This window comes from Neobacillus niacini, assembly GCF_000759675.1.
In the GTDB taxonomy this organism is placed as follows: Bacteria; Bacillota; Bacilli; order Bacillales; family Cytobacillaceae; genus Neobacillus; species Neobacillus niacini_A.
The window spans coordinates 415,990-435,925 of sequence record NZ_BAWM01000152.1; the positions used below are offsets into that span (position 1 = coordinate 415,990).

The 19,936-nt window shown below is 38.0% G+C and carries 21 protein-coding genes and 2 other annotated features; of the genes, 4 read left to right on the forward strand and 17 right to left on the reverse strand.

Annotated features, from left to right (window positions below; all coding sequences use genetic code 11):
- Positions 1 to 190: 190 nt before the first annotated feature.
- The gene (gene sda / locus TR08_RS28465; RefSeq protein ID WP_370576429.1) at positions 191 to 316 is read left to right on the forward strand and encodes a sporulation histidine kinase inhibitor Sda; all 126 of its coding nucleotides are present in this window, start codon (positions 191 to 193) and stop codon (positions 314 to 316) included.
- 90 nt (positions 317 to 406) lie between these two features.
- Here the strand turns inward: sda and TR08_RS28470 are convergent, their stop codons facing one another.
- The 10 genes from TR08_RS28470 to trpE form a co-directional block, all read right to left on the reverse strand.
- Positions 407 to 646, reverse strand: a complete 240-nt coding sequence (locus TR08_RS28470; protein WP_045524009.1) for a hypothetical protein — start codon at positions 644 to 646, stop codon at positions 407 to 409.
- Between the two features lie 135 nt (positions 647 to 781).
- A complete protein-coding gene (mnmH, locus tag TR08_RS28475; protein ID WP_045524013.1) occupies positions 782 to 1,861 on the reverse strand; it encodes a tRNA 2-selenouridine(34) synthase MnmH in 1,080 nt (359 codons plus the stop codon).
- A 214-nt stretch (positions 1,862 to 2,075) separates the two neighbouring features.
- Positions 2,076 to 2,468 carry a hypothetical protein gene (locus tag TR08_RS28480; protein WP_052427659.1) on the reverse strand — a complete coding sequence of 131 codons (393 nt, stop codon included), beginning with the start codon at positions 2,466 to 2,468 and terminating at the stop codon, positions 2,076 to 2,078.
- Positions 2,469 to 2,613: 145 nt separating this feature from the next.
- Positions 2,614 to 3,399: a tryptophan synthase subunit alpha gene (trpA, locus tag TR08_RS28485; protein WP_045524015.1), complete on the reverse strand. Its 786-nt coding sequence runs from the start codon at positions 3,397 to 3,399 to the stop codon at positions 2,614 to 2,616.
- The gene (gene trpB, locus TR08_RS28490) at positions 3,392 to 4,600 is read right to left on the reverse strand and encodes a tryptophan synthase subunit beta (RefSeq protein ID WP_045524017.1); all 1,209 of its coding nucleotides are present in this window, start codon (positions 4,598 to 4,600) and stop codon (positions 3,392 to 3,394) included. The genes trpA and trpB overlap by 8 nt, the downstream gene beginning before the upstream one ends.
- Positions 4,575 to 5,222: a phosphoribosylanthranilate isomerase gene (locus tag TR08_RS28495; protein WP_045524018.1), complete on the reverse strand. Its 648-nt coding sequence runs from the start codon at positions 5,220 to 5,222 to the stop codon at positions 4,575 to 4,577. Before TR08_RS28495 ends, trpB begins: the two co-directional genes overlap by 26 nt.
- Positions 5,219 to 6,007: an indole-3-glycerol phosphate synthase TrpC gene (gene trpC / locus TR08_RS28500; RefSeq protein ID WP_045524020.1), complete on the reverse strand. Its 789-nt coding sequence runs from the start codon at positions 6,005 to 6,007 to the stop codon at positions 5,219 to 5,221. Before trpC ends, TR08_RS28495 begins: the two co-directional genes overlap by 4 nt.
- On the reverse strand, positions 6,008 to 7,033 hold the full coding sequence (gene trpD / locus TR08_RS28505) for an anthranilate phosphoribosyltransferase (protein ID WP_045524022.1): 1,026 nt from the start codon (positions 7,031 to 7,033) through the stop codon (positions 6,008 to 6,010).
- Positions 7,005 to 7,616 carry an anthranilate synthase component II gene (locus TR08_RS28510; protein ID WP_045524024.1) on the reverse strand — a complete coding sequence of 204 codons (612 nt, stop codon included), beginning with the start codon at positions 7,614 to 7,616 and terminating at the stop codon, positions 7,005 to 7,007. Before TR08_RS28510 ends, trpD begins: the two co-directional genes overlap by 29 nt.
- Positions 7,613 to 8,995 carry an anthranilate synthase component I gene (trpE, locus tag TR08_RS28515; protein ID WP_045524026.1) on the reverse strand — a complete coding sequence of 461 codons (1,383 nt, stop codon included), beginning with the start codon at positions 8,993 to 8,995 and terminating at the stop codon, positions 7,613 to 7,615. Before trpE ends, TR08_RS28510 begins: the two co-directional genes overlap by 4 nt.
- Positions 8,996 to 9,065: 70 nt before the next feature.
- Positions 9,066 to 9,318 (reverse strand) — a binding site (T-box leader).
- A 186-nt stretch (positions 9,319 to 9,504) separates the two neighbouring features.
- Positions 9,505 to 9,757, reverse strand: a binding site (T-box leader).
- A gap of 170 nt (positions 9,758 to 9,927) precedes the next feature.
- On the opposite strand from trpE, the gene TR08_RS28520 reads away from it, so the two are divergent.
- Positions 9,928 to 11,211, forward strand: a complete 1,284-nt coding sequence (locus TR08_RS28520; RefSeq protein ID WP_045524028.1) for an MFS transporter — start codon at positions 9,928 to 9,930, stop codon at positions 11,209 to 11,211.
- 51 nt (positions 11,212 to 11,262) lie between these two features.
- Here TR08_RS28520 and TR08_RS28525 read toward each other — a convergent pair whose 3' ends face one another.
- Genes TR08_RS28525 through TR08_RS28535 form a run of 3 tightly spaced genes read right to left on the reverse strand, consistent with a single transcriptional unit; the run spans position 11,263 to position 15,180 of the window.
- Positions 11,263 to 12,162, reverse strand: a complete 900-nt coding sequence (locus TR08_RS28525) for a 4Fe-4S binding protein (protein WP_081954690.1) — start codon at positions 12,160 to 12,162, stop codon at positions 11,263 to 11,265.
- Positions 12,163 to 12,192: 30 nt separating this feature from the next.
- Positions 12,193 to 12,774, reverse strand: a complete 582-nt coding sequence (locus TR08_RS32275) for a 4Fe-4S dicluster domain-containing protein (protein ID WP_045524036.1) — start codon at positions 12,772 to 12,774, stop codon at positions 12,193 to 12,195.
- Between the two features lie 12 nt (positions 12,775 to 12,786).
- Positions 12,787 to 15,180, reverse strand: a complete 2,394-nt coding sequence (locus TR08_RS28535; protein ID WP_052427660.1) for a DMSO/selenate family reductase complex A subunit — start codon at positions 15,178 to 15,180, stop codon at positions 12,787 to 12,789.
- A gap of 254 nt (positions 15,181 to 15,434) precedes the next feature.
- Here TR08_RS28535 and TR08_RS28540 point away from each other — a divergent pair, with 254 nt between their 5' ends.
- A complete protein-coding gene (locus TR08_RS28540) occupies positions 15,435 to 15,728 on the forward strand; it encodes a DUF6509 family protein (RefSeq protein ID WP_081954701.1) in 294 nt (97 codons plus the stop codon).
- 41 nt (positions 15,729 to 15,769) lie between these two features.
- On the opposite strand, the gene TR08_RS28545 is transcribed toward TR08_RS28540, so the two are convergent.
- From TR08_RS28545 to ku, 4 genes are all read right to left on the reverse strand, one after another.
- On the reverse strand, positions 15,770 to 15,973 hold the full coding sequence (locus tag TR08_RS28545) for a cold-inducible protein YdjO-related protein (protein ID WP_193747872.1): 204 nt from the start codon (positions 15,971 to 15,973) through the stop codon (positions 15,770 to 15,772).
- Between the two features lie 99 nt (positions 15,974 to 16,072).
- Complete coding sequence (gene cspD, locus TR08_RS28550) at positions 16,073 to 16,273, reverse strand: cold-shock protein CspD (RefSeq protein WP_045524040.1); 201 nt, start codon at positions 16,271 to 16,273, stop codon at positions 16,073 to 16,075.
- A 322-nt stretch (positions 16,274 to 16,595) separates the two neighbouring features.
- Positions 16,596 to 16,877: a hypothetical protein gene (locus tag TR08_RS28555; protein WP_045524042.1), complete on the reverse strand. Its 282-nt coding sequence runs from the start codon at positions 16,875 to 16,877 to the stop codon at positions 16,596 to 16,598.
- A 132-nt stretch (positions 16,878 to 17,009) separates the two neighbouring features.
- Positions 17,010 to 17,912, reverse strand: coding sequence for a non-homologous end joining protein Ku (gene ku / locus TR08_RS28560; protein ID WP_045524044.1), 903 nt, complete (start codon positions 17,910 to 17,912; stop codon positions 17,010 to 17,012).
- Positions 17,913 to 18,040: 128 nt separating this feature from the next.
- Between ku and TR08_RS28565 the strand changes: the two genes are divergently transcribed.
- Complete coding sequence (locus TR08_RS28565) at positions 18,041 to 19,873, forward strand: DNA ligase D (protein ID WP_045524046.1); 1,833 nt, start codon at positions 18,041 to 18,043, stop codon at positions 19,871 to 19,873.
- The last annotated feature ends 63 nt before the right edge of the window (positions 19,874 to 19,936 follow it).

Genomic DNA, 19,936 nt, shown 5'->3' on the forward strand with positions numbered 1-19,936 from the left:
CCGTTCCTTTCCGTTATTAGCTATTCCTTAGTATAATCAAACGGAACACAGTAGTGCAACTAAATATTATTTGTGTTTTTAATATGACAAATTTGTGAATATGGTTCTCAAATGGTTAGAAAACGATTACAATGTTAAAAACTGAATATTCTATCCATTATTCCGAGGGAGGCTTGCAAAGTTGAAAATAATGAGTAACGAGCTGTTGGTTGTGACGTATCGGGATGCTTTGAAATCTGGAAAGGAAAAAGAATGGATCAAGATTTTAAAAGATGAAATAAAACGTCGTGGATTGAGGCCATTTAAGAATCGCTAACCTATTGCCATTTGATTAAGAACCGCCGAACTCTTGGCGGTTTTTATTGCAAAAAAATTAAGGCCGGTTATCCGGCCTTACGTTTTACAGTTATAAAAAATCCTTTGTTAAATCAAACAGTTTTGTTGGAAATAAAGGGTTCTTTCTTTTTTCGCTAATGGACGAGTCGATAATTTCTTTTACCTCGCTAGGCAATTCACTGTGACCACAATTTAGGCAAGTTAGGATGGCAGGACTTCGACTGAACACATTGATACCATCTTCCGTTGTATAGGCGACATGTTCTTGACAATCAACTAAGCGGTGGTGGTGAATTTTTGACTCTTTCATTCCTAAGCTTCCTTTCTATTATTGATTATATTTCTATTATAATCTGTAATAGGAGGAAATAGTTGTGGAACAATTTAGAATTTTCGTTCATTCGTTATAATTCGATGTTACTACCAAAATTTTCCCAATAATGACTTAAATCTGACCCTCAAGAACCTCTTTCTTTTTTACCAATAGCTTATCTACTTCCTCCATCACTTTTATACTAGCATCGTTAAAATCTTCAGCATAAACATCGATGAATTTCCCTTCATATTCAAGAGTTGCATGATCGTAGCGTGGATCATAATAATGTTCGAGTAAAATACCGATCATCTCTTGATAATCCTTATTTTCTATACATTGAACCAATACTTTTTTCATTTCATTATCTTTAATCCTTCTTAGAATTTTTTCAATTCCAATCGAAATCTGATCGTGGTACCAAGGTTCATATTGATAGGGCAAAACATATTCATTTACTAGATGCTTAACCCTTTCCTCTATACGGGTGTGAATATAAATATTGATTCCCTTCATTTTTTTCTCCATAAGCTCTTCTGGCTGAACTGCTTTCCCAATCCGCTTGCTCTCAGCTTCCATAACAAAATGAGTAGTACCCTGTATTTCTTTAAGTCCTTTGTATAAAAGAGAATCAAAAATCTTCTGATTATTGCCCTCTCCAAGCCCTATCGTTCCAAAAATGGAACCTCGATGGGCCGCCATTTCCTCAAGATCCAGTGTTGCGTATCCAAATGACTTTAATTTCTTCAAAACTTCTGTCTTTCCTACTCCAGTTAGACCATGCAATACAATTGCTTTTTCTGGAAACATCGTTGGGATTTGTTGAAGAATATATTGTCGGTATGCTTTATAGCCGCCTGTTAGACGCATCGCATAGATCCCTGCGAACTCTAAAAAGGTTACGACCGCCTTGCTTCGCATTCCCCCGCGCCAACAGTGGATTACTAACTCTTCCCCATTCGACATTGCTGCTTTTATTTGTTGAAGAAGACTAGGGATTTTAGGTGAGACAAACTCCATTGCTCTCCATTTTGCTGCAGCTTGTCCTTCATGTTTATAGATGGTTCCGATTACCTCTCGCTCTTTATCCGTAAATAATGGAATGTTAATTGCTCCCGGAATTGCACCATCCTTAAACTCAATAGGTGCACGGATATCAATGATGATCGGATTTTTTATCGTTTGTAATTCCTCAACAGTGATTTCCTTCATTTATCTTAGCACCTCTTTTTCTATCTAATGTGTTGAAATATGTGCTATAACGAGCAAAACTTCCAAGAATGGAAGTTTAAAATCTAAAAAGAATAGGAAATACCCTACTATATGGTTATATTTCAAAGAAGTTCAGTAAAAGTATAGACTAATTATATAGGAGATATACAAGGGTATCAAGAAGACATACTACCAATTTGATAGGGTAAGACTGTTATCGAAATGGAGTTCCAGTTAATTTTTCAACAGCCTGACAAAATCGTTCCCAAGCAGGCGGAAAACATTCGATTCCTTTACTTTCGTAAACTTTTCCTATTGTATTCAGCTTAATCGACCAATATTTTCCATCGAGAATGATTCCTTCTGCCTTTAAATAGGATGGTTTCCATTCCCAAATTTTCATAGAATAGATTTCTCTTTTGAAATCTTCCATACTTCCAATTGATTTTTGTTCAAGATTGGTAAGAGGTTGTAAATTGTCTTTATTTCTCCATTCAAAGACTGTAAATCGATTGCGAAAAAAATCAACATGAACCTTATAGGAGATTCCTGAAAAGCCATCAATCAGGAAAATTAATGATTTGATTGTTTCCTTAACCTTCATCATACATCCCTCATCCTTAACAACCAATCTTTAATGATCTACTTAGAAAAATTATAATAAATTTTCTACATACCAGCTGTAACAAATAGCACTAGCTGCTAAAATAAAAAATCCACTCGCAAATGAAATTGGAGTAGATTTTCTATTTTTACCTAAGGTTTTTTTCGGGTTTAAGGACTGACATAAAGCTTTCTAACCCATTCAGATCATTTTTGTGTAATAAGTCGACAATTTTACTTCCGACGATCACACCATCACAATGGGGGACTAATTCATTAATTTGCTTTTCGTTTGAAATTCCAAACCCGGCGACAACTGGTATGGGACTAACTTCCTTCACTTTCTTAAAAAATTCGACCACTTCTTGATCAAATTCATTTCTCGTACCGGTTATTCCTTTTACTGTAACCGTATATAAGAAGCCTCTACCTCTACTCGATATTTCTTTAATTCGCTCTTTTGGAGATGTCAGCGTAACAAGTCGGATTAATTCAATTCCCATATCCTGAAGCTCCTTGGCTAGTAGGTCTTCTTCTTCAATCGGCAAGTCTGGAATGATACAGCCATCTACTCCGGCATTCGCAATATCTTGAACGAATGTAGAAATCCCATATGAATAGACAGGATTTAGGTAAGTCATAAGTACGATAGGGATAGAAACCACTTCACTCGCTTTTGTAAGTTCAGCAATAATTTTCCTTAGTGTCGTTCCATTTTGAAGTGCCCTAATACCTGCTTGTTGAATGGTCGGACCATCTGCTACGGGGTCGGAAAAAGGAACCCCTACTTCAATAAGAGTTGCACCGAATTTTTCCAACGTGATCAGACGCTCAGCTAGAACATTCAGTCCTCCATCCCCAGCCATAATATAGGGTATAAAAGCCTTTCGATCCTGGTCTTTTAATGCTCTAAATGATTGTTCAATTCTATTCATTATGACTCTCCCTTTCTAACCTTTCTTTTACAGCGGTTACGTCCTTATCACCACGACCTGACAAGCAAACCACAATATGCTCTGTTTCCTTCATTTTAGCTGCAAGTTTAACAGCAAAGCTTATGGCATGTGCACTTTCGAGAGCAGGAATGATCCCTTCTAGTTTTGATAAAAGCTGAAAGGCGTCAAGTGCTTCTTTATCTGTAATGGAGTGATATTGCGCTCTGCCACTGTCTTTTAAATAACAATGTTCTGGTCCTACCCCAGGATAATCCAGTCCAGCTGAAACAGAGTGTGCTTCTATTATTTGTCCATCCTCATCTTGTAATAGGTACATTAGTGCACCATGCAGAACGCCTGGCTTTCCCTTCGTAAGTGAAGCAGCATGGAAATCGGTTTCCGTCCCCTGCCCGGCAGCTTCTACACCATATAGATTGACCTTTTTATCCTCTATAAACGAATGGAACATTCCTATTGCATTGCTGCCACCACCAATACAGGCAACAACAGCTTCTGGAAGCTTTCCTTCCTGTGCAAAAAACTGTTTTTTCGTTTCCTTGCCAATCACACTTTGGAAATCTCTGACCATTACTGGAAATGGATGTGGTCCCATTACAGAACCTAAAAGATAGTGTGTATCCTCCACATGTTCAACCCAATATCGTAATGCTTCATTTACGGCGTCCTTTAAGGTTGAGCTGCCAGAGGTGACACTAACAACCTTAGCTCCGAGAAGCTCCATACGAAAAACATTCAGTGCCTGTCGTTTGATATCTTCTTCCCCCATAAAAATAATGCATTCAAGATTTAATAAGGCACAAACTGTCGCTGTTGCAACACCGTGCTGTCCTGCACCGGTTTCCGCAACGATTTTTCTTTTTCCCATTCTTACAGCTAATAGAGCCTGACCAATTGCATTATTAATTTTGTGGGCACCGGTATGATTTAGGTCCTCTCTCTTAAGATAAATTTGAGCCCCACCTGCGTATTTTGTTAGATTCTTTGCATAATAAAGCGGCGTTTCTCTTCCTACATATTCTGTTAAGTATCCATCAATTTCAGCTTGGAAACTTGGGTCCTCTTTTGCGATTTGGTAGGCTTCATCCAGCTCAAGAACAGCTTTCATAAGTGTTTCAGGTACAAATCTTCCCCCATAAATCCCAAATTGCCCTTTTTCATTCGGCAGTATATATGATTTCATTTCTTGCTCCTCCTGTATGGCTCCCTTTAGCCTTATTAATGAAAGATTGGATCTTGTTTAGATCCTTTTTACCTTCTGTTTCCACTCCACTGCTAACATCAACCATGAATGGATTAATCAACTTGATCGCATCTTCAACATTTTCTTCATGCAATCCCCCGGCAAGGATGACTTTTTTATCCCTAAGATCATTTGAAGAAAAGCTGTTCCAATCAAATGATAACCCGTTTCCCCCTCTGTATTTCCCCTTTGGTCCATCAAGCAAAACGTATTCGCAAGAATAACTTTCAATTGCCTTCAAACTCTGATCGTCGTGAATACTCACTGATTTAATTACCGGGAAGGAAAGGGATTCACTAAAGACTGGAGTTTCATCACCATGTAATTGAACATGAGTAAGACCAACACTTGCGGCAATTTCCTCTATCTTCTCTTTTGTCTCATTTACAAACACACCAATCTTTAATACCTCTTCAGGTAAATGGGCAACGATGTCTTTTGCCTTTGTTACTGAAATCTTGCGCTTGCTTTCTGCAAAAACAAATCCAATTGCATCAGCACCATAATCTACAGCTGCTATAGCAGTCGTAAGGTCTGTTATTCCACAAATTTTCACCTTCACTTTTTTAAACCTCCTGAAAGGGGCAGGCAGAAATCTTGGAAGGATTGTGCTAGGTCAGGGCTCTTCATGAATGCTTCCCCAACTAAAATTCCATTCGCACCTGCATTTCGTACACGCTCCACATCTTCCTTGTAGTGTATTCCACTTTCACTGATTAGAAAGGCACCCGCATTCTTAATGGATTTCGCCAAACTTTCTGTCACCCCAAGTGAGACATTAAAGGTCTTCAAATCACGATTATTTACACCGATTAATTGGGCACCCAATTTAAGCGCCTTATCTAATTCAGCTTGATTATGAACCTCCACTAACACCTCTAAATCCAAGCTCCTAGCATATTGATACAGATTGTTGAGCGTGTCTTCATCCAAGGCTGCAACAATTAAAAGAATAAGATCTGCTCCATTTTTTGCTGCCTGATCAATTTGACTTGAGTCAATAATAAAATCCTTACAAAGGATTGGGAGGTCTACAGCCTCTCTAACTGCTCTTAAATCTGCAAATGAACCTTTGAAGAAGGTTGAATCTGTTAGTACTGAAATAGCAGACGCTCCTGCCTGCTCATATCTAGCAGCTTGCTCAGCCGGTTCAACTCCATTATTAATGATTCCTTTCGATGGAGAGGCACGTTTAAATTCAGAGATAATTGCAATTTCTTCCGCTTTCTGCAGCTTTTGAATGAAAGATCTTTTCGGCTTCGCTTCCATTGTAATTAAATTTCCTTCACGAAGTTTTTTGACTTCTTTTCGTTTTTCTAGAATGATACGATCTAATATGGTTTCCATTTATATCGCCTCTCTTTGACCTTTTCGTGTCATTTCAATTAATCCCTGTAACTTTTCATAGGCAGCTCCTGAATCAATGACATCCCTAGCAATGTTAATACCATCTACTATGTTGGCTGCCCTGCCGCTCGTGTAAATTCCTATTCCGGCGTTTAATAAAACTGTATCTCGACAAGCTCCCTTTTCACCTGAAAGGACCTTCTTAAGAATGAACGCATTTTCTTTCGAATCACCGCCTCTAATTGTGCTGTTCTCATATTCTGGAAGTCCCACTTCTCCCGGGACAAAGCTTTGGCTGGAAATAACTCCATCCTCTAGTAAGGTAAGATGGTTCTCACCTTGGAGTGAGGCCTCATCCATAAAGCCTGCTCCGTTAATAACAACCGCACGTTTACGACCGAGATTTTGCAGTACTTCTGCAAATACAGGGAGTAAATCCCTTCTATAGACACCAAGTAATTGATAATCCAAATCAATAGGATTGGTTAATGGACCGATAAAATTGAAGATCGTCGGGATTTTCAATTGTCTTCTGACTGTCATTACCTTCTTCAGTTTTGGATGAACATGAGGTGCAAATAGAAAAGCAATACCAAGTTCATGAAGAATTTCTTCGGTTCGTTCAACAGGTAGGTTTAGATTAATTCCTAAATACTCAAGTACATCTGCACTGCCGGTTTTGCTGGATATGCTCCGATTTCCATTCTTGGCAACCGGGATACCAGCACCTGAAATCACAAATGCAGAAGTGGTACTGATATTAAAACTTGACGAGCCATCCCCGCCAGTTCCGCAATTATCTAGGACATTTGGAAACTTCTTACGAAATGGAAGGGTGTTCTCTTTAAGTCCTTTAACAATGCCAGTAATTTCTTCCACTGTTTCCCCTTTTGACTTTAAACCCATTAAAAAGGCAGCAATTTCACTTTCAGAAACCTCTTCACCTAATATTAAGTCCATTGCCTCCTTCATTTGAGGCTCTGAAAAAGATTCACCTTCAGCTAACTGGAGTAAAAAATTCTTCATTCTTCTTCTTCCCTTCTATTTCATTTAAAAAGTTTTGGAGCATTTGCTTTCCAGTTGGTGTGCCAATCGATTCAGGATGAAACTGTAAACCGAATACTGGATAATGGCAGTGCTTGAGTGCCATTACTTCCTGGTCATCCAGTGAAAAGGCGACACATTCCAAATCGGGTGAAAGCTGCTCCTTATCCACAACCAAAGAATGATAACGCATCACTTCTAATGGAGAAGTCAAATAAGTAAAAATTCCACTGCCATTATGTGTGATCTGTGATGTTTTTCCATGTTTAATGAAATTTGCTCTCCTGATTTCACTTCCAAAAGAAGCCCCGATAGCTTGATGCCCTAAACAAATACCCAATATTGGGATTTCTTGATATAAATTTTGAATGACCTCAATACAAATTCCCGCGTCCTCTGGTTTCCCAGGACCAGGGGAAAGGATGATTGCCTTTGGATTCATTTCTCTTATCTGCTCAATGGTAAGCTGATTATTTCTAATAACTGTAATGCTCTCTCCTAATTCCCCTAAGTATTGATAAAGGTTAAAGGTAAAGGAGTCGAAATTATCAATTAGTAAAATCATTGTTCACCCTCCAAAAAGGCTTTTAATTTATTGATGGTTTCTTCATACTCTGACTCAGGATTAGAGTCATGGACAATTCCTGCACCAGCCTGAATGTAAGCAGTCCCTTCTTTCAAAATCATCGTTCGAATGGCTAAGGCAAAATCTATATTTCCGTTGGCGGATAAATAACCAATCGCACCGGAATAAAGTCCCCGTTTTGATTTCTCCAATTTATTGATAATTTCCATCGCCCTAATTTTCGGTGCCCCAGAGACAGTACCTGCGGGAAGACAGGCTGCCAATGCATCAAGATTGCTATGGTCTTTTGTTAACGTACCACTTACTTCTGAAACGAGATGGATGACATGGCGAAACTTTTCAACCTCCATATACCTATCAATCGTGACAGAGCCAAATTCACAAACTCTTCCTAAGTCATTTCGACCAAGATCAACGAGCATTTTATGCTCTGCCAATTCTTTTTCATCACTTTTCAATTCTTTTTCAATCAAATGGTCTTCCTCAGTTGTTTTTCCTCTCCTTTTTGTACCTGCGATTGGATTTGAGAAAACCTTTGACCCCCTAGTCTTTATCAGACTTTCGGGAGAAGAACCAATTACGGTATATTCATTGAAATCAATATAAAACATATATGGTGTTGGGTTATGGGCACGATGCTTGCGATAAAGTGATAAGGGTGATCCTTGGAAAGATGATTTCATTCTTCTTGAGAGAACCACCTGAAAAATATCACCTGCTTTTATGTGCTCCTTTGCAATTTCTACATTTTCAATAAATTCTTCTTTTGCAGTTTCCGACTGAAAGCCTGAAAATTGAAAAGGAGTGTCATCTTGATAAATAGCAGGCTGCTTGAGCTCTACAATTCTTTGCTCCAGCCTTTTTTCGAGTAAATCTTGATCACTTTCCTCTATAAGCGGGAGTCCGCAAATCGTTATTTTTTCTTCAAGATGGTCAAAAACAATTACTTCCTCATAAAACATTAAATGGACATCAGGCATGTACAGACCATTTGAAAACTCTTCTCCAATTACTTCAAATTGACGGATGATATCATAACCTACATACCCAATTGCTCCACCGATAAACGGAAAAGGTGCTTCATCTATCTGCGGGAGCAAAGGTTTAATCATTTCTAATGGATTGCCTTGTAATACTTTCTTACCGCCATTTCGATACAGTATCTCATTGGTGTCTCCACGGGATATGAGTTCAAATGCTGGGTCAGATCCAATAAAGGAATAACGTCCAGAGTCATGGTACTTATGTGAACTTTCTAATAAGAATTTTTTGTTTCCGCTAATTTTCTGCAAAATGGAGATGGGTGTAAATGTATCCCCTTTTAATTCTTTTATGAAAAAACCATTTTTTGTTTTCATGTCCAATGCATCCCTTCGTAAATAAATAAAAAAAATCGTCCTCTATATGCATAAATAAGTCATTATGCATATAGAGGACGATTCTTAAGACCGTGGTGCCACCTCCATTTGAAGCTGCTTTTGCAGCTTCCTCTTTCAGATACAGGACATTAATAAAGTCCGATATCCTATCCTTTTAACGGCGGAACTCCGTGCGACCCTACTTAATGTTCAGGCAGCCTCTCACAAGTCCATTCCACAAATCCATTCTTACCGGGCTCTCACCTTCCCCGACTCTCTGAAAAGAATTAAATATGTGTACTCCTCTTGTTCAACGATTTAATTATTAAAGCGGAAGCGCCTTGGTCAGCCACGACTATCATAAGACGAGCGCTGGCAGAAGGCGTGCTTTTTGCCTTCAGAAGCGATTGGTTTATGACTCGAGGGGCTAGGCGCTGCAGCTAGGTTGTAATCAAATTTTGGAAACAATACTTATATTTTCAATTAAAAACAAACAGGGCCCTCCATCCAAAAAGGACGGAAGACCCGTGGTGCCACCTTAATTAGCCAAAAATCAGCTCACTTTACCGATATCGAAGCCATTACATGCTTGAATATCTGCCTCTTTTAACGATGAGGATTTCGCCAAAGCCTACTGACCCTATAGGAGGTTCGGTTTGGAGGCTCCGAAGTCCATTCACTAATACGTTTACACTGATTTGCACCGACCATCAGCTCTCTAAAGTATCCGTAAAAGTTACTACTCTTCATCAATGCCATTCATTTATTGATTTTTATATTAATACATTTTAAAGCATATTGTCAACATTAATTTTTAGAAAATTCAATTTTAGCGGTATTCCATTTAAAGGATTCCTATTCGATAGTTATTTTGAAATAAAGATGTCAATATTAACGTTAGCACATCATTATGAAGGCGGGATAGAAGAAAAATGGATCATATTGACCGATTATGCCCGAGTTCAGAGGCTGTGAAAAATAAATCTTCCTCAGCTGGAAAGCAGAAGAAATCAGATGAAGTATCCAAACAAAAGTGGGCAATACTCTCGCTTTCATCCATTCCGTTAGTGATGACTTTAGGTAATTCCATGTTAATACCAGTGCTTCCCTCCATGGAAAAAAAATTATCGATATCCTCGTTTCAAACGAGTATGGTCATTACCGTATATTCAATTGTTGCAATCTTCTTAATCCCGGTTGCAGGTTATCTTTCTGATCATATAGGCAGAAAAAAAGTAATCATTCCAAGTCTTATTATAGCTGGAATTGGCGGCTTAATTTCGGGTTGGGCCGCTTGGAAGATGGATAATGCCTATTGGTTAATATTAGTTGGGCGTGCCCTGCAGGGGGTAGGAGCAGCTGGTGCTGCGCCGATTGTACTTCCTTTGGTGGGAGATATGTTTAAAAATGATGATGATGTCAGCAGCTGTCTAGGATTAATAGAGACCTCCAATACGTTTGGAAAAGTCCTTAGCCCGATTTTAGGTGCTTTACTAGCAGGATTTATCTGGTTTTTACCTTTCTTTTCATTTCCAGTATTTTGCACCATTTCGGTTATTATGGTAATGCTATTAGTTAAGTGTCCAGAGCCGTCAAAACCAATACCCTTTAAACAATTTTTTTCAAACGTAAAGAAAACTTTTACAGAAAAAGGGAAATGGTTATGCGCTATCTTTTTTATTGGCGGAATTCTGATGTTAGTACTTTTTGGTATATTATTTTACCTCTCTGAAATTTTCGAAACGAAATATGGAATCAGGGATTTGAAAAAAGGTCTGCTTTTAGCCTTACCACTCGGGGCGCTTTGTTTATCCTCCTTTATTGCAGGAAAGGTCATTAAAAAGAATAAAGTCCTTATGAAATGGCTCACCTTCGGCGGTATTATTGCGGCAGCTCTGGCCATTGCTGCTCTATGGTTTTCAATCAAGCTCTGGTTTATGATTATCATGTTTTTAATAGCTGGTATTGGAATAGGAATTGGTCTTCCGTGTTTAGACGCCTTGATTACAGAAGGAATTGAGAAGGAAGAGCGTGGAACCATCTCCTCTATTTATAGTTCGATGAGATTTATCGGAGTAGCAGCTGGCCCTCCGATTATTGCTTTGTTAATGAATAAGGCAACTCACTGGATTTTTATTACACTAAGCGGACTCAGTATTATGGCAGCATTTGTTGCATTAATCGCTATAAAACCGGGAGAAAAAAGTCAAAACTAACAATAGCGCTGGGGGCATTCCCAGCGCTATCATTTATTATTTCATAGTATTCTAATATGGACTTAACCAATCAGGATCTCTATTTACACATACATGACATTTCTCTGTTTCCACATCAAAGGTGTAAAAGGTATGATCACAGTCATTACAAGTCTTCAAATGGACGTGTTCAAACTGTTCTATTTTTCTTTTGATATCTGATAAAACCTCAATTGCCTTTTCAGAACAAACATCCCTACAAGAGGTGCAATTTACACACTTTTGATTTTCAATCACAAGTTTATTATCATCTACTTGAAATACATCTTCCGGACAAAGTGAAAAGCAAGCCTGGCAGAAGGTGCATTGTTCCTTATTGATGTCAACTGAGTAAAATTGATAGTCTGGATAATATTTTGTTACATTCCAGTCATCCTTCTCCGTCTTCCAGGCGGCAGGTGCCATCCGTTTAGCAAGTTGTTTTCCTTCTGTTTGACAAGAGCTAAAGAAAGCTCTTCTTGAAAGTACTTCATCCATGACCTTCTTTACCACGCCAATTGGACTTTCATCAAGCAATTGTAATTGTTCATTTGTATAATTTAATACAGTTTCCCAATCTTGGTTTAATTGATTACCAACTTGAATCGATTTCATTCCTCTTTTTTTATAAATTAGCAATTCTTTTAATGAAGGTGTAAAGCTTTCATCAAAGATCAGGCTTCCATTGTTGAAAACCCGGTCACTCAAAACGCCCTTGATCGCAGATAATGGACAAGCAATCATGCACTCCCCACACAACGTACACTTCTTTGTATCAATGAGGATTAAATCACCCGATATTTCGATTGCCTGGTGCTCACAGTTTTCTATGCAGTAACTGCAAGTTGACTTCCGGTTCCGCAACCTTGAACATTTATCGGCAACATTCATTTCTTCATGGAGGCTCTCAAGCCAATTTACAAGGATTGACATCTTATCACCAACTCATTTTTTTTGAAGTCTTTATACTAGCTTAGCGTCACGATGAGGCGTAATGACAATGTTTGGTTTCGTTATAGTGGGACTTGGCATTCCCTTAATTTGTCTAATATCTCCGTATTTTTTCCGGAGTTTTTCTATCGAACCAAATTCAATAGCTCCTAATGGACATGTTGCGACACAGACGGGGTCTTCTCCTTTTTCCTGAAGGTCCATACAAAAATTACATTTATTCGATTTAAACGTTTCTTTGTTATACTGTGGTCCACCATAAGGACAAGCTTTGATACATAATTGTGCTCCAGCACAAATCTCCTGATCAATTGTAACGACTCCATTTTCATCACTCTTGGTAATAGCACCTGTTGGACAGCTTAAAAGACATGCTGGCTGTTCACAATGATTACATGCAATAGAGAAATAATACGATTTCACATTATGGACAATCCCGCCATTTGGCTGATGCATAAAGGACCCTTCTTCTTTCGTGTAAACCCTTCGAAAGTTTATCCCTACTTCTGTATTATTTTTATCTTTACAAGCCACACTACAAGCCTTACAGCCTTGGCAGATACTTTGATTGATATAAAATCCTATTTGGCCCAAGTTAGTCACTCCTTACGCTTTTTTCACTTCAACAAGGTTGGTTAATTGTGGATTTGATTTTGCAAGCGGAGTTGGCCGCTGTGACGTTAACACGTTTACTGAACCTCTTTGGTCTATACCTGCTTCGTCAGGTGTATACCAGGCACCTTGAGGAATACCAGCCACTCCAGGAGTGATTCGTGGCGTAACCTTCACATCAATATACAAACTTCCTCGTTCGTTAAATACTTGAACTCTATCTCCATCCTTGATTCCGCGCTTCTCGGCATCTTTAGGATTCAACCACATTTCTTGCTTTGCTGCTTCCTCAAGCCAAGGCATATTATCATAGGTGGAATGACATCTCCGCTTATAATGCCAACTGATAAGCTGTAGAGGAAACTTCTCAATTAATGGGTCTTCCGGACCTTCCCATGAAGAAATATATTTTGCTATAGCTGGTATCTCCTCATGCTGGTTCATATCCCAAAGTGTTTTAGAGAATAATTCTATTTTGCCTGAAGGTGTTTCAAAAGGATTGTTTTCAAGATCATCAATTTGTGCTTTAAAACCAACAAGGGGTTCATCAAATTTAAAATGATGTACACCTTTTTCTCGGAATTCCTCATATGTTGGAAAGGTTGGATCAAGCTCCTTGCGAGTTCTTTCTACGCTTTCTTTTACCAAATCAAGGATGGTTCTACCTTCTGTAAACTGTTCCTTAACTCCTAATTTATCTGCAATCTCAGCAAACACATCATACTCATTTCGACATTCAAAAAGTGGATCAATTGTTTTATCACCAAAAATAACGTAATCACCAAAACACCATGGTACCCCAATATCATATCGCTCAAAAAAGGTTGTTCCAGGTAGTAAGATATCAGCATATTTAGCACTTGGAGTCATAAATAAATCACTTACAACAATAAACTCTACTTTACGTTCATCTTCCAATAGCTGTTTTGTTTTATTAATATCAGCATGTTGATTAATGAGCATATTTCCAGCCATATTAAAAATCAGTTTTATATTTGTAGATAATTTATCCGTTCCTTGCAAACCATCTGCTGCTGTCATTTCTGTCCCTTGTTCAACCGCTTTCGTCCAAAGGAAACAAGGTATGGAAGCCTTAACCGGATTTTCGTAAGATATTGGATAAACAATATTTGAACGGCTCCAATACCCTGTTCCTGCTGCCCAGCCACCAAGTTTACCTACATTCCCTGTTAGGCATGCCAGCTGAGCTCCTCCACGCATGAATTGCTCACCATAGGCCTGGCGTTGCGCTGCCCATCCTTGAATGAGAGCTGCTGGCTTAATGGTTGCGTAATTTCTAGCAATTTCACGAATCTTTTCTGCTGGTACACCGCAGATTTTCTCGGCCCATTCAGGAGTTTTGGCCACCCCATCTTGTTCTCCTAATAAATAACTTTTCAAAGACTCTTCCTTCACAACACCTTTAGGCATATGGCTACCATCAAATCCAATGCAGTACTTGTCAAGGAATGCCTGATCATGCAATTTTTCTGTAATAATGATATAGCCCATCGCATCCATCATGGCATTATCTGTAGTTGGTAAGATTGGAATCCATTCATCAGCATAAGTTATGGCCGTATCTGTATATCTTGGATCAATAACAATTATTTTGGCGCCATTTCTTTTCGCTTGCATTAAATATTCACGATAGGGGGTAGAGAATATCATCTCAGATGGATTTTGTCCCCATAAAATAATGTATTTTGAGTGAAGTAAGGAATCGAAACTACTTCCTGAATTATTGGTTCCATATGTATATGGAGTTGCAACATTTCCTGCCCCTGAGCTATAGTCATTTCGAAAATTTAGGAATCCTCCTGTGATGGATAATAATTTCCTTACTGCTGTACTACCACCATGTAATCCCCAGCTTTGACCAGACGCATAATTATCATATCTTGATTCAGGTCCATATTTATCACCAATCCGTTTCACCTCAGAAGCGATTGTTTCCACTGCCTCTTCCCACGAAATTCTTTCAAACTTTCCATCACCACGTTTGCCAACACGTTTCATTGGATACTTAAGTCGATCTGGATGATAGAGAACATTTCGATAGTTACGACCACGGACACACGCTCTAAGAGGAGGAATACTTGGATCACCGCTTTCCTGAGTGTCCGTTTCAACTCTTATTACCACACCATCTTTCACATACGCTTTAACAACGCATCGACCTCCACAGTTATTGATACTACAAGTCGAAACAACATTATCCCATTCACTAGCACTGGCGACTTTTTCTTCCTTTTGCTTGTCAATCAATAATTTCGTACCTACACCACCAGCAATAACAGGAACACCAATTGCCCCCGACCACTTCAAAAAGGTCCTGCGCTGCATTTTATTAGCCAATAAATTCTTCATATGACTGTCTTTAGTCATTGATAATTGCCTCCTTTTTCTTCCATTGTGAAAATATTCACAAATATAAATGCAGGTTACACCTACAATTCTCGTACTCCTTATAAATCAATTTTACTTTATAGTTATTAAAAAAATATTAAATTTCACATCGTTCACACTTATTTCATAAAAATCATCCATATTTTGATAACAATTTAAAGTCGAATGGTGTCAATTGTTTCTAGTTGAACCCGAAATATGTATATAATATAAAAGAAACTATTTTGCAAAGGATGATCTCATTGAATATAACTGGTCATACAGTTGAAAAACTTGTAGATCCATTTGGATTATTAAGCGGCGACCGCTTTGAATTTTTTCTTGAATTAGATGTAGAGGAAGACGATGAACTATATTCTGATAAAGGTGTTGGAATTAAGGTACTTTTTGTAGTAGATGAAACGGGACCTAGAATTTCCCATTATCATCTTTATGAAAGAGGCACTGAAAAGATTTTAGATTTTGCTCTTGAAGAAGATGAGGAATTATTAGTGTTTAATTATTGTAAGGAAAACATCGATTCATAAGAAAAAGCAGAGGAATTAACCCCTGCTTTTTCTTATGAATATTACATAAAGTTCTTACTATGATTATGAATTACCTGTAGTTCTTTAGTGGTAAGGCTCATTTCACATTTGCATATTGGACAGAGGGGCACTTCTGTGCTCTTAAAATTGTCACGAATCCAGCATTTACATTTGTCTGAATTACATTCCCAAATTTTAGTTTCTTCAAGCTTTACTTCTTCATCATTTCTTCTACCAAACGCCAAAATGATCACCCCTTGTACTATTTGCATACCAAAAACATTGTTATAAAGATAAAAAGGTGATGCCCTTAATATTGCATCACCTTTTTATTTTTCAATTAATTAAACAGCTTTTACGTTAGAAGCTTGTGGTCCACGAGCGCCTTCGACGATTTCGAAAGAAACTGATTGACCTTCTTCTAAAGTTTTGAAGCCTTCTGATTGGATAGCAGAGAAGTGTACGAATACATCTTGACCGCCTTCAGCTTCGATGAATCCAAAACCTTTTTCTGCATTAAACCATTTTACTTTACCGTTATTCATGAATAGTACCCCCAAAGATTTGTTCACTTTAAGTACAGAACCATTTAATAAATCAAAAAGCCGTAATGCACTACTGGGTAATAGACTTCACCCACACATGGTGCAGTTACGACTACTTAAACCAATAAATATTTACACGAACTTAAAAGCGTACCTTTATCATAACCTTTATTTTTCTAAAAGTCAATTAAATTTACAGTATAGCATACTATCAAGCCACTAACTATACAAAATAATTATTTTTTTTCAAAATCACCTTGTAAAAAGACTTCCATAAAGTTACTGACAAACTTCAGGATATCAGCTTCCATACCGATATAATCTAACGTTTCCGGGGTGTTACATCCTTTAAAACATCGTTACCATATAAAATGAACATTAGAGCTAACTCTGTTAATCTTCCAACATTGACGATAATAAGGTTGTCTTTATATTCATTAATGATTTCTAGGATTTTGTTAATGTCATGAACCTCTACATCTTGCAGGGTATCTGGCGGCTTGATTGGACCAAGTCCCTCAGGTCCATGAATTTCAGGATAATACATTATCGCAAAAGAATCATCAATCCCAGGATCTGCAAACAAAAGCACATCATAAGCCATTGCCTCTCCCCCTCACATCTTCAAATTTTAATTCTTCCATAATAATATGCCAAGAACTGAATTCAAAGTACTATCGGCAATAAGGCAAAAGTCTCAAAAAACCGACTCGAGTTCTTCGAATCGGATTTTTACTTATGCTTCTTTTTTTACTTTTGGTGCTGCTTTTTTCCTTGGTGCTGCAGGCTTCTTGGCAATTGTATCCTTCTTCGCTCCTGTTTCCTTTTTTAATGCAGGTTCTTTTCTTCCAGCAGTATCACTTTTTGGCTTCGTCCTATCAATTGACGCCTGTAGAGCAGCCATTAGATCGGTAACATTTGTAGGTGTTTCTTTTGCAGTTGGCGTCACCGTTTCTTGTCCACTACGTTTTGATTCAATTAACTCTAATAAAGCTGTACGGTATTCATCTTTATATTTTTCAGGCTCAAATTCAGTTGTTAATTGATCAATCAACATAATCGCCGTATCTAATTCTTTATCTGTTACCTTTTCGTCTGCTGGAACATTGGGTACATCTGCTGCACGGCGAACCTCGTCAGGAAAATGAATGGTTTCCATTACTAGTGTATTTTCATATACTCGAATTACAGCCATTTGCTCTTTTGATCGAATGATGATTTTTGCCAATCCCACTTTTTGTGATTCCTGAAGTGCTTTTCGTAGTAAGGAATAAGCTTTACCCCCGCCTTCATTTGGGGACATATAGTAACTTCGCTCAAAATAGATGGGGTCAATTTCGTCCATTTTGACAAAATCAATGATTTCTACAGCCTTCTCTTCGTTTTCCTTCCGAAGCTTTTCGAGATCCTCATGATCAAGCACGACAAATTTCCCTTTTGTATATTCGTATGCCTTGACGATGTCGTCTGGCTTAACTTCCTCTTCACATACACTGCATATCTTTTCATATTTTATCGGCGCATGGCATTTATTATGCAAGGTCCGAAGTTTAATGTCTTTATCCTCAGTGGCTGTATGAAGCTTGATAGGGATATTTACTAGCCCAAAACTAATACTGCCTTTCCACATCGTATGCATAGCGTAATTCTCCAATCTTTTTTTATTATTTTTGCTTTTCATTACTCAGTACATTCCTAAAAACATTTGGTAAAGGATGAATCATCGTGGTTTGAAACAAAATAAAGAAAAAGAGAGGAATTAAATCAATGAAACCGATGCTGCCAACTCTAACCTTTGATCTAACAGTTCAACCTGATTGGCTGTACGAGGTTAAATATGATGGATTTCGGGCGATTTTGAATTGGGATGACCGCGGGATTACGGTAACCAGTAGAAATGATAAGCCCTTGCTACCACAATTCCCAGAAATAAAGGAATTTTTAGAGCCCCTAGAGGAATTATTTCAACCCTTTCTTCCCCTTCGACTTGATGGAGAGCTTGTTTTACTTGAGAATCCATATAAGGGCAACTTTTCTGCGATTCAGGTCCGTGGGAGATTAAAGGCTTCTAAAAAAATTGCTGAACAAGCAGCAAAAGCACCGTGTCGCCTTATGGTCTTTGATATTCTTGTGTTGACAGGAAAACCCTTACATTCTAAAACGTTTGAAAAACGTAAAGATGAGCTAATTAAGTTATTTAAACTACTCAGTCTTCCAATAGAAGCAGATCCCTATAGTCAAAATCTACTACAGCTCGTAAAGGCTTATCAGGATTTTAGTGAGTTATGGGAAAACGTGGTGCTACATGATGGGGAAGGGATTATCGCAAAACACAAGAATAGTCTTTGGGAGGAAGGAAAGAGGTCCTTACAATGGTTAAAATACAAAAACTGGAAATATGTCTCCTGCTTTATTACTTCATTTGAAAAGGCGAATGGATACTTTTATGTTGGAGTGTATAAAAAAGGAAATATTCATGGGATTGGTCAAGTACTATTTGGCTTCAAACCGGATGAAAAGCAAGCACTTCAAAGTACCATTAAACAAAATATGGTTAGCGAAGACAGTCAATTTATTTTTGTGGAGCCCGCTCTTTGTTTGGAGGTAAAGTATTTAGAGCTTTACGATAATCAGCTGCGCGAGCCTCATTTTCATCGCTTCCGCTTTGATTTAAAGCCTGATGAATGTATATACGAACAATTGATCTATAAGCAAAAAAACTTACCGGAGGATTTGGATATCACCCACCCCGATAAGCCTCTTTGGAAAAACCATGATATTCAAAAGGCAGATTTCATTTTATATTTAAGGGAAATATCTCCCTATATGCTGCCTTTTTTAGAAAACCGGATCTTATCAGTTATTCGTTACCCGCATGGAATGTTCGGTGAGCCCTTTTATCAAAAGAATTGTCCTGATTATGCTCCAGATTTTGTGCAGACACATCAAGATGATGGAATTGACTATATCGTTTGCAACAATCTCAAAACACTCATTTGGCTCGGGAATCAGTTGGCAATTGAATACCATATACCATTTCAAACCATACACAGTAAAGGAGCAAGTGAAATCGTCATTGATTTAGACCCTCCCTCAAAGGATGAATTTCACTTGGCGGTTAAAGCTGCTTTGTTAATAAAGGAGGTACTCGATCAACTAAATTTAATTGGATTTGTAAAAACTTCAGGAAATAAAGGATTACAAATATATTTACCTTTGCCTGAGGACGAATTTTCCTTTGAAGATACACGTCTATTTACAAGCTTTATTGCCGACTATTTGATTTCAAGGGACCCTGATTCTTTTACAACTGAACGAATGAAAAAAAATCGCGGAAACAGGCTTTACGTTGATTATGTCCAGCATAGTGAAGGGAAAACGATTGTAGCGCCATATTCCATGAGAGGGAATGAACATGCAGGTGTTGCTACACCACTTTATTGGGAAGAAGTTACGGATAAACTGAATCCGGTTCACTTTAACATGGAGAATGCCTTAAATCGAATAGGTAAACAAAGTGACCCGTTTAAAAATTATTTTCAAACAAAATCCATCCAGGCCTTCAAACCGGTTCTAGAAGTGTTAAAAGCGAAAAAATAAATTAGCTTACTTGGTCATATTGAACGTACTTAGGTTTTAAATAAGAGATCGGTCACTATGAAC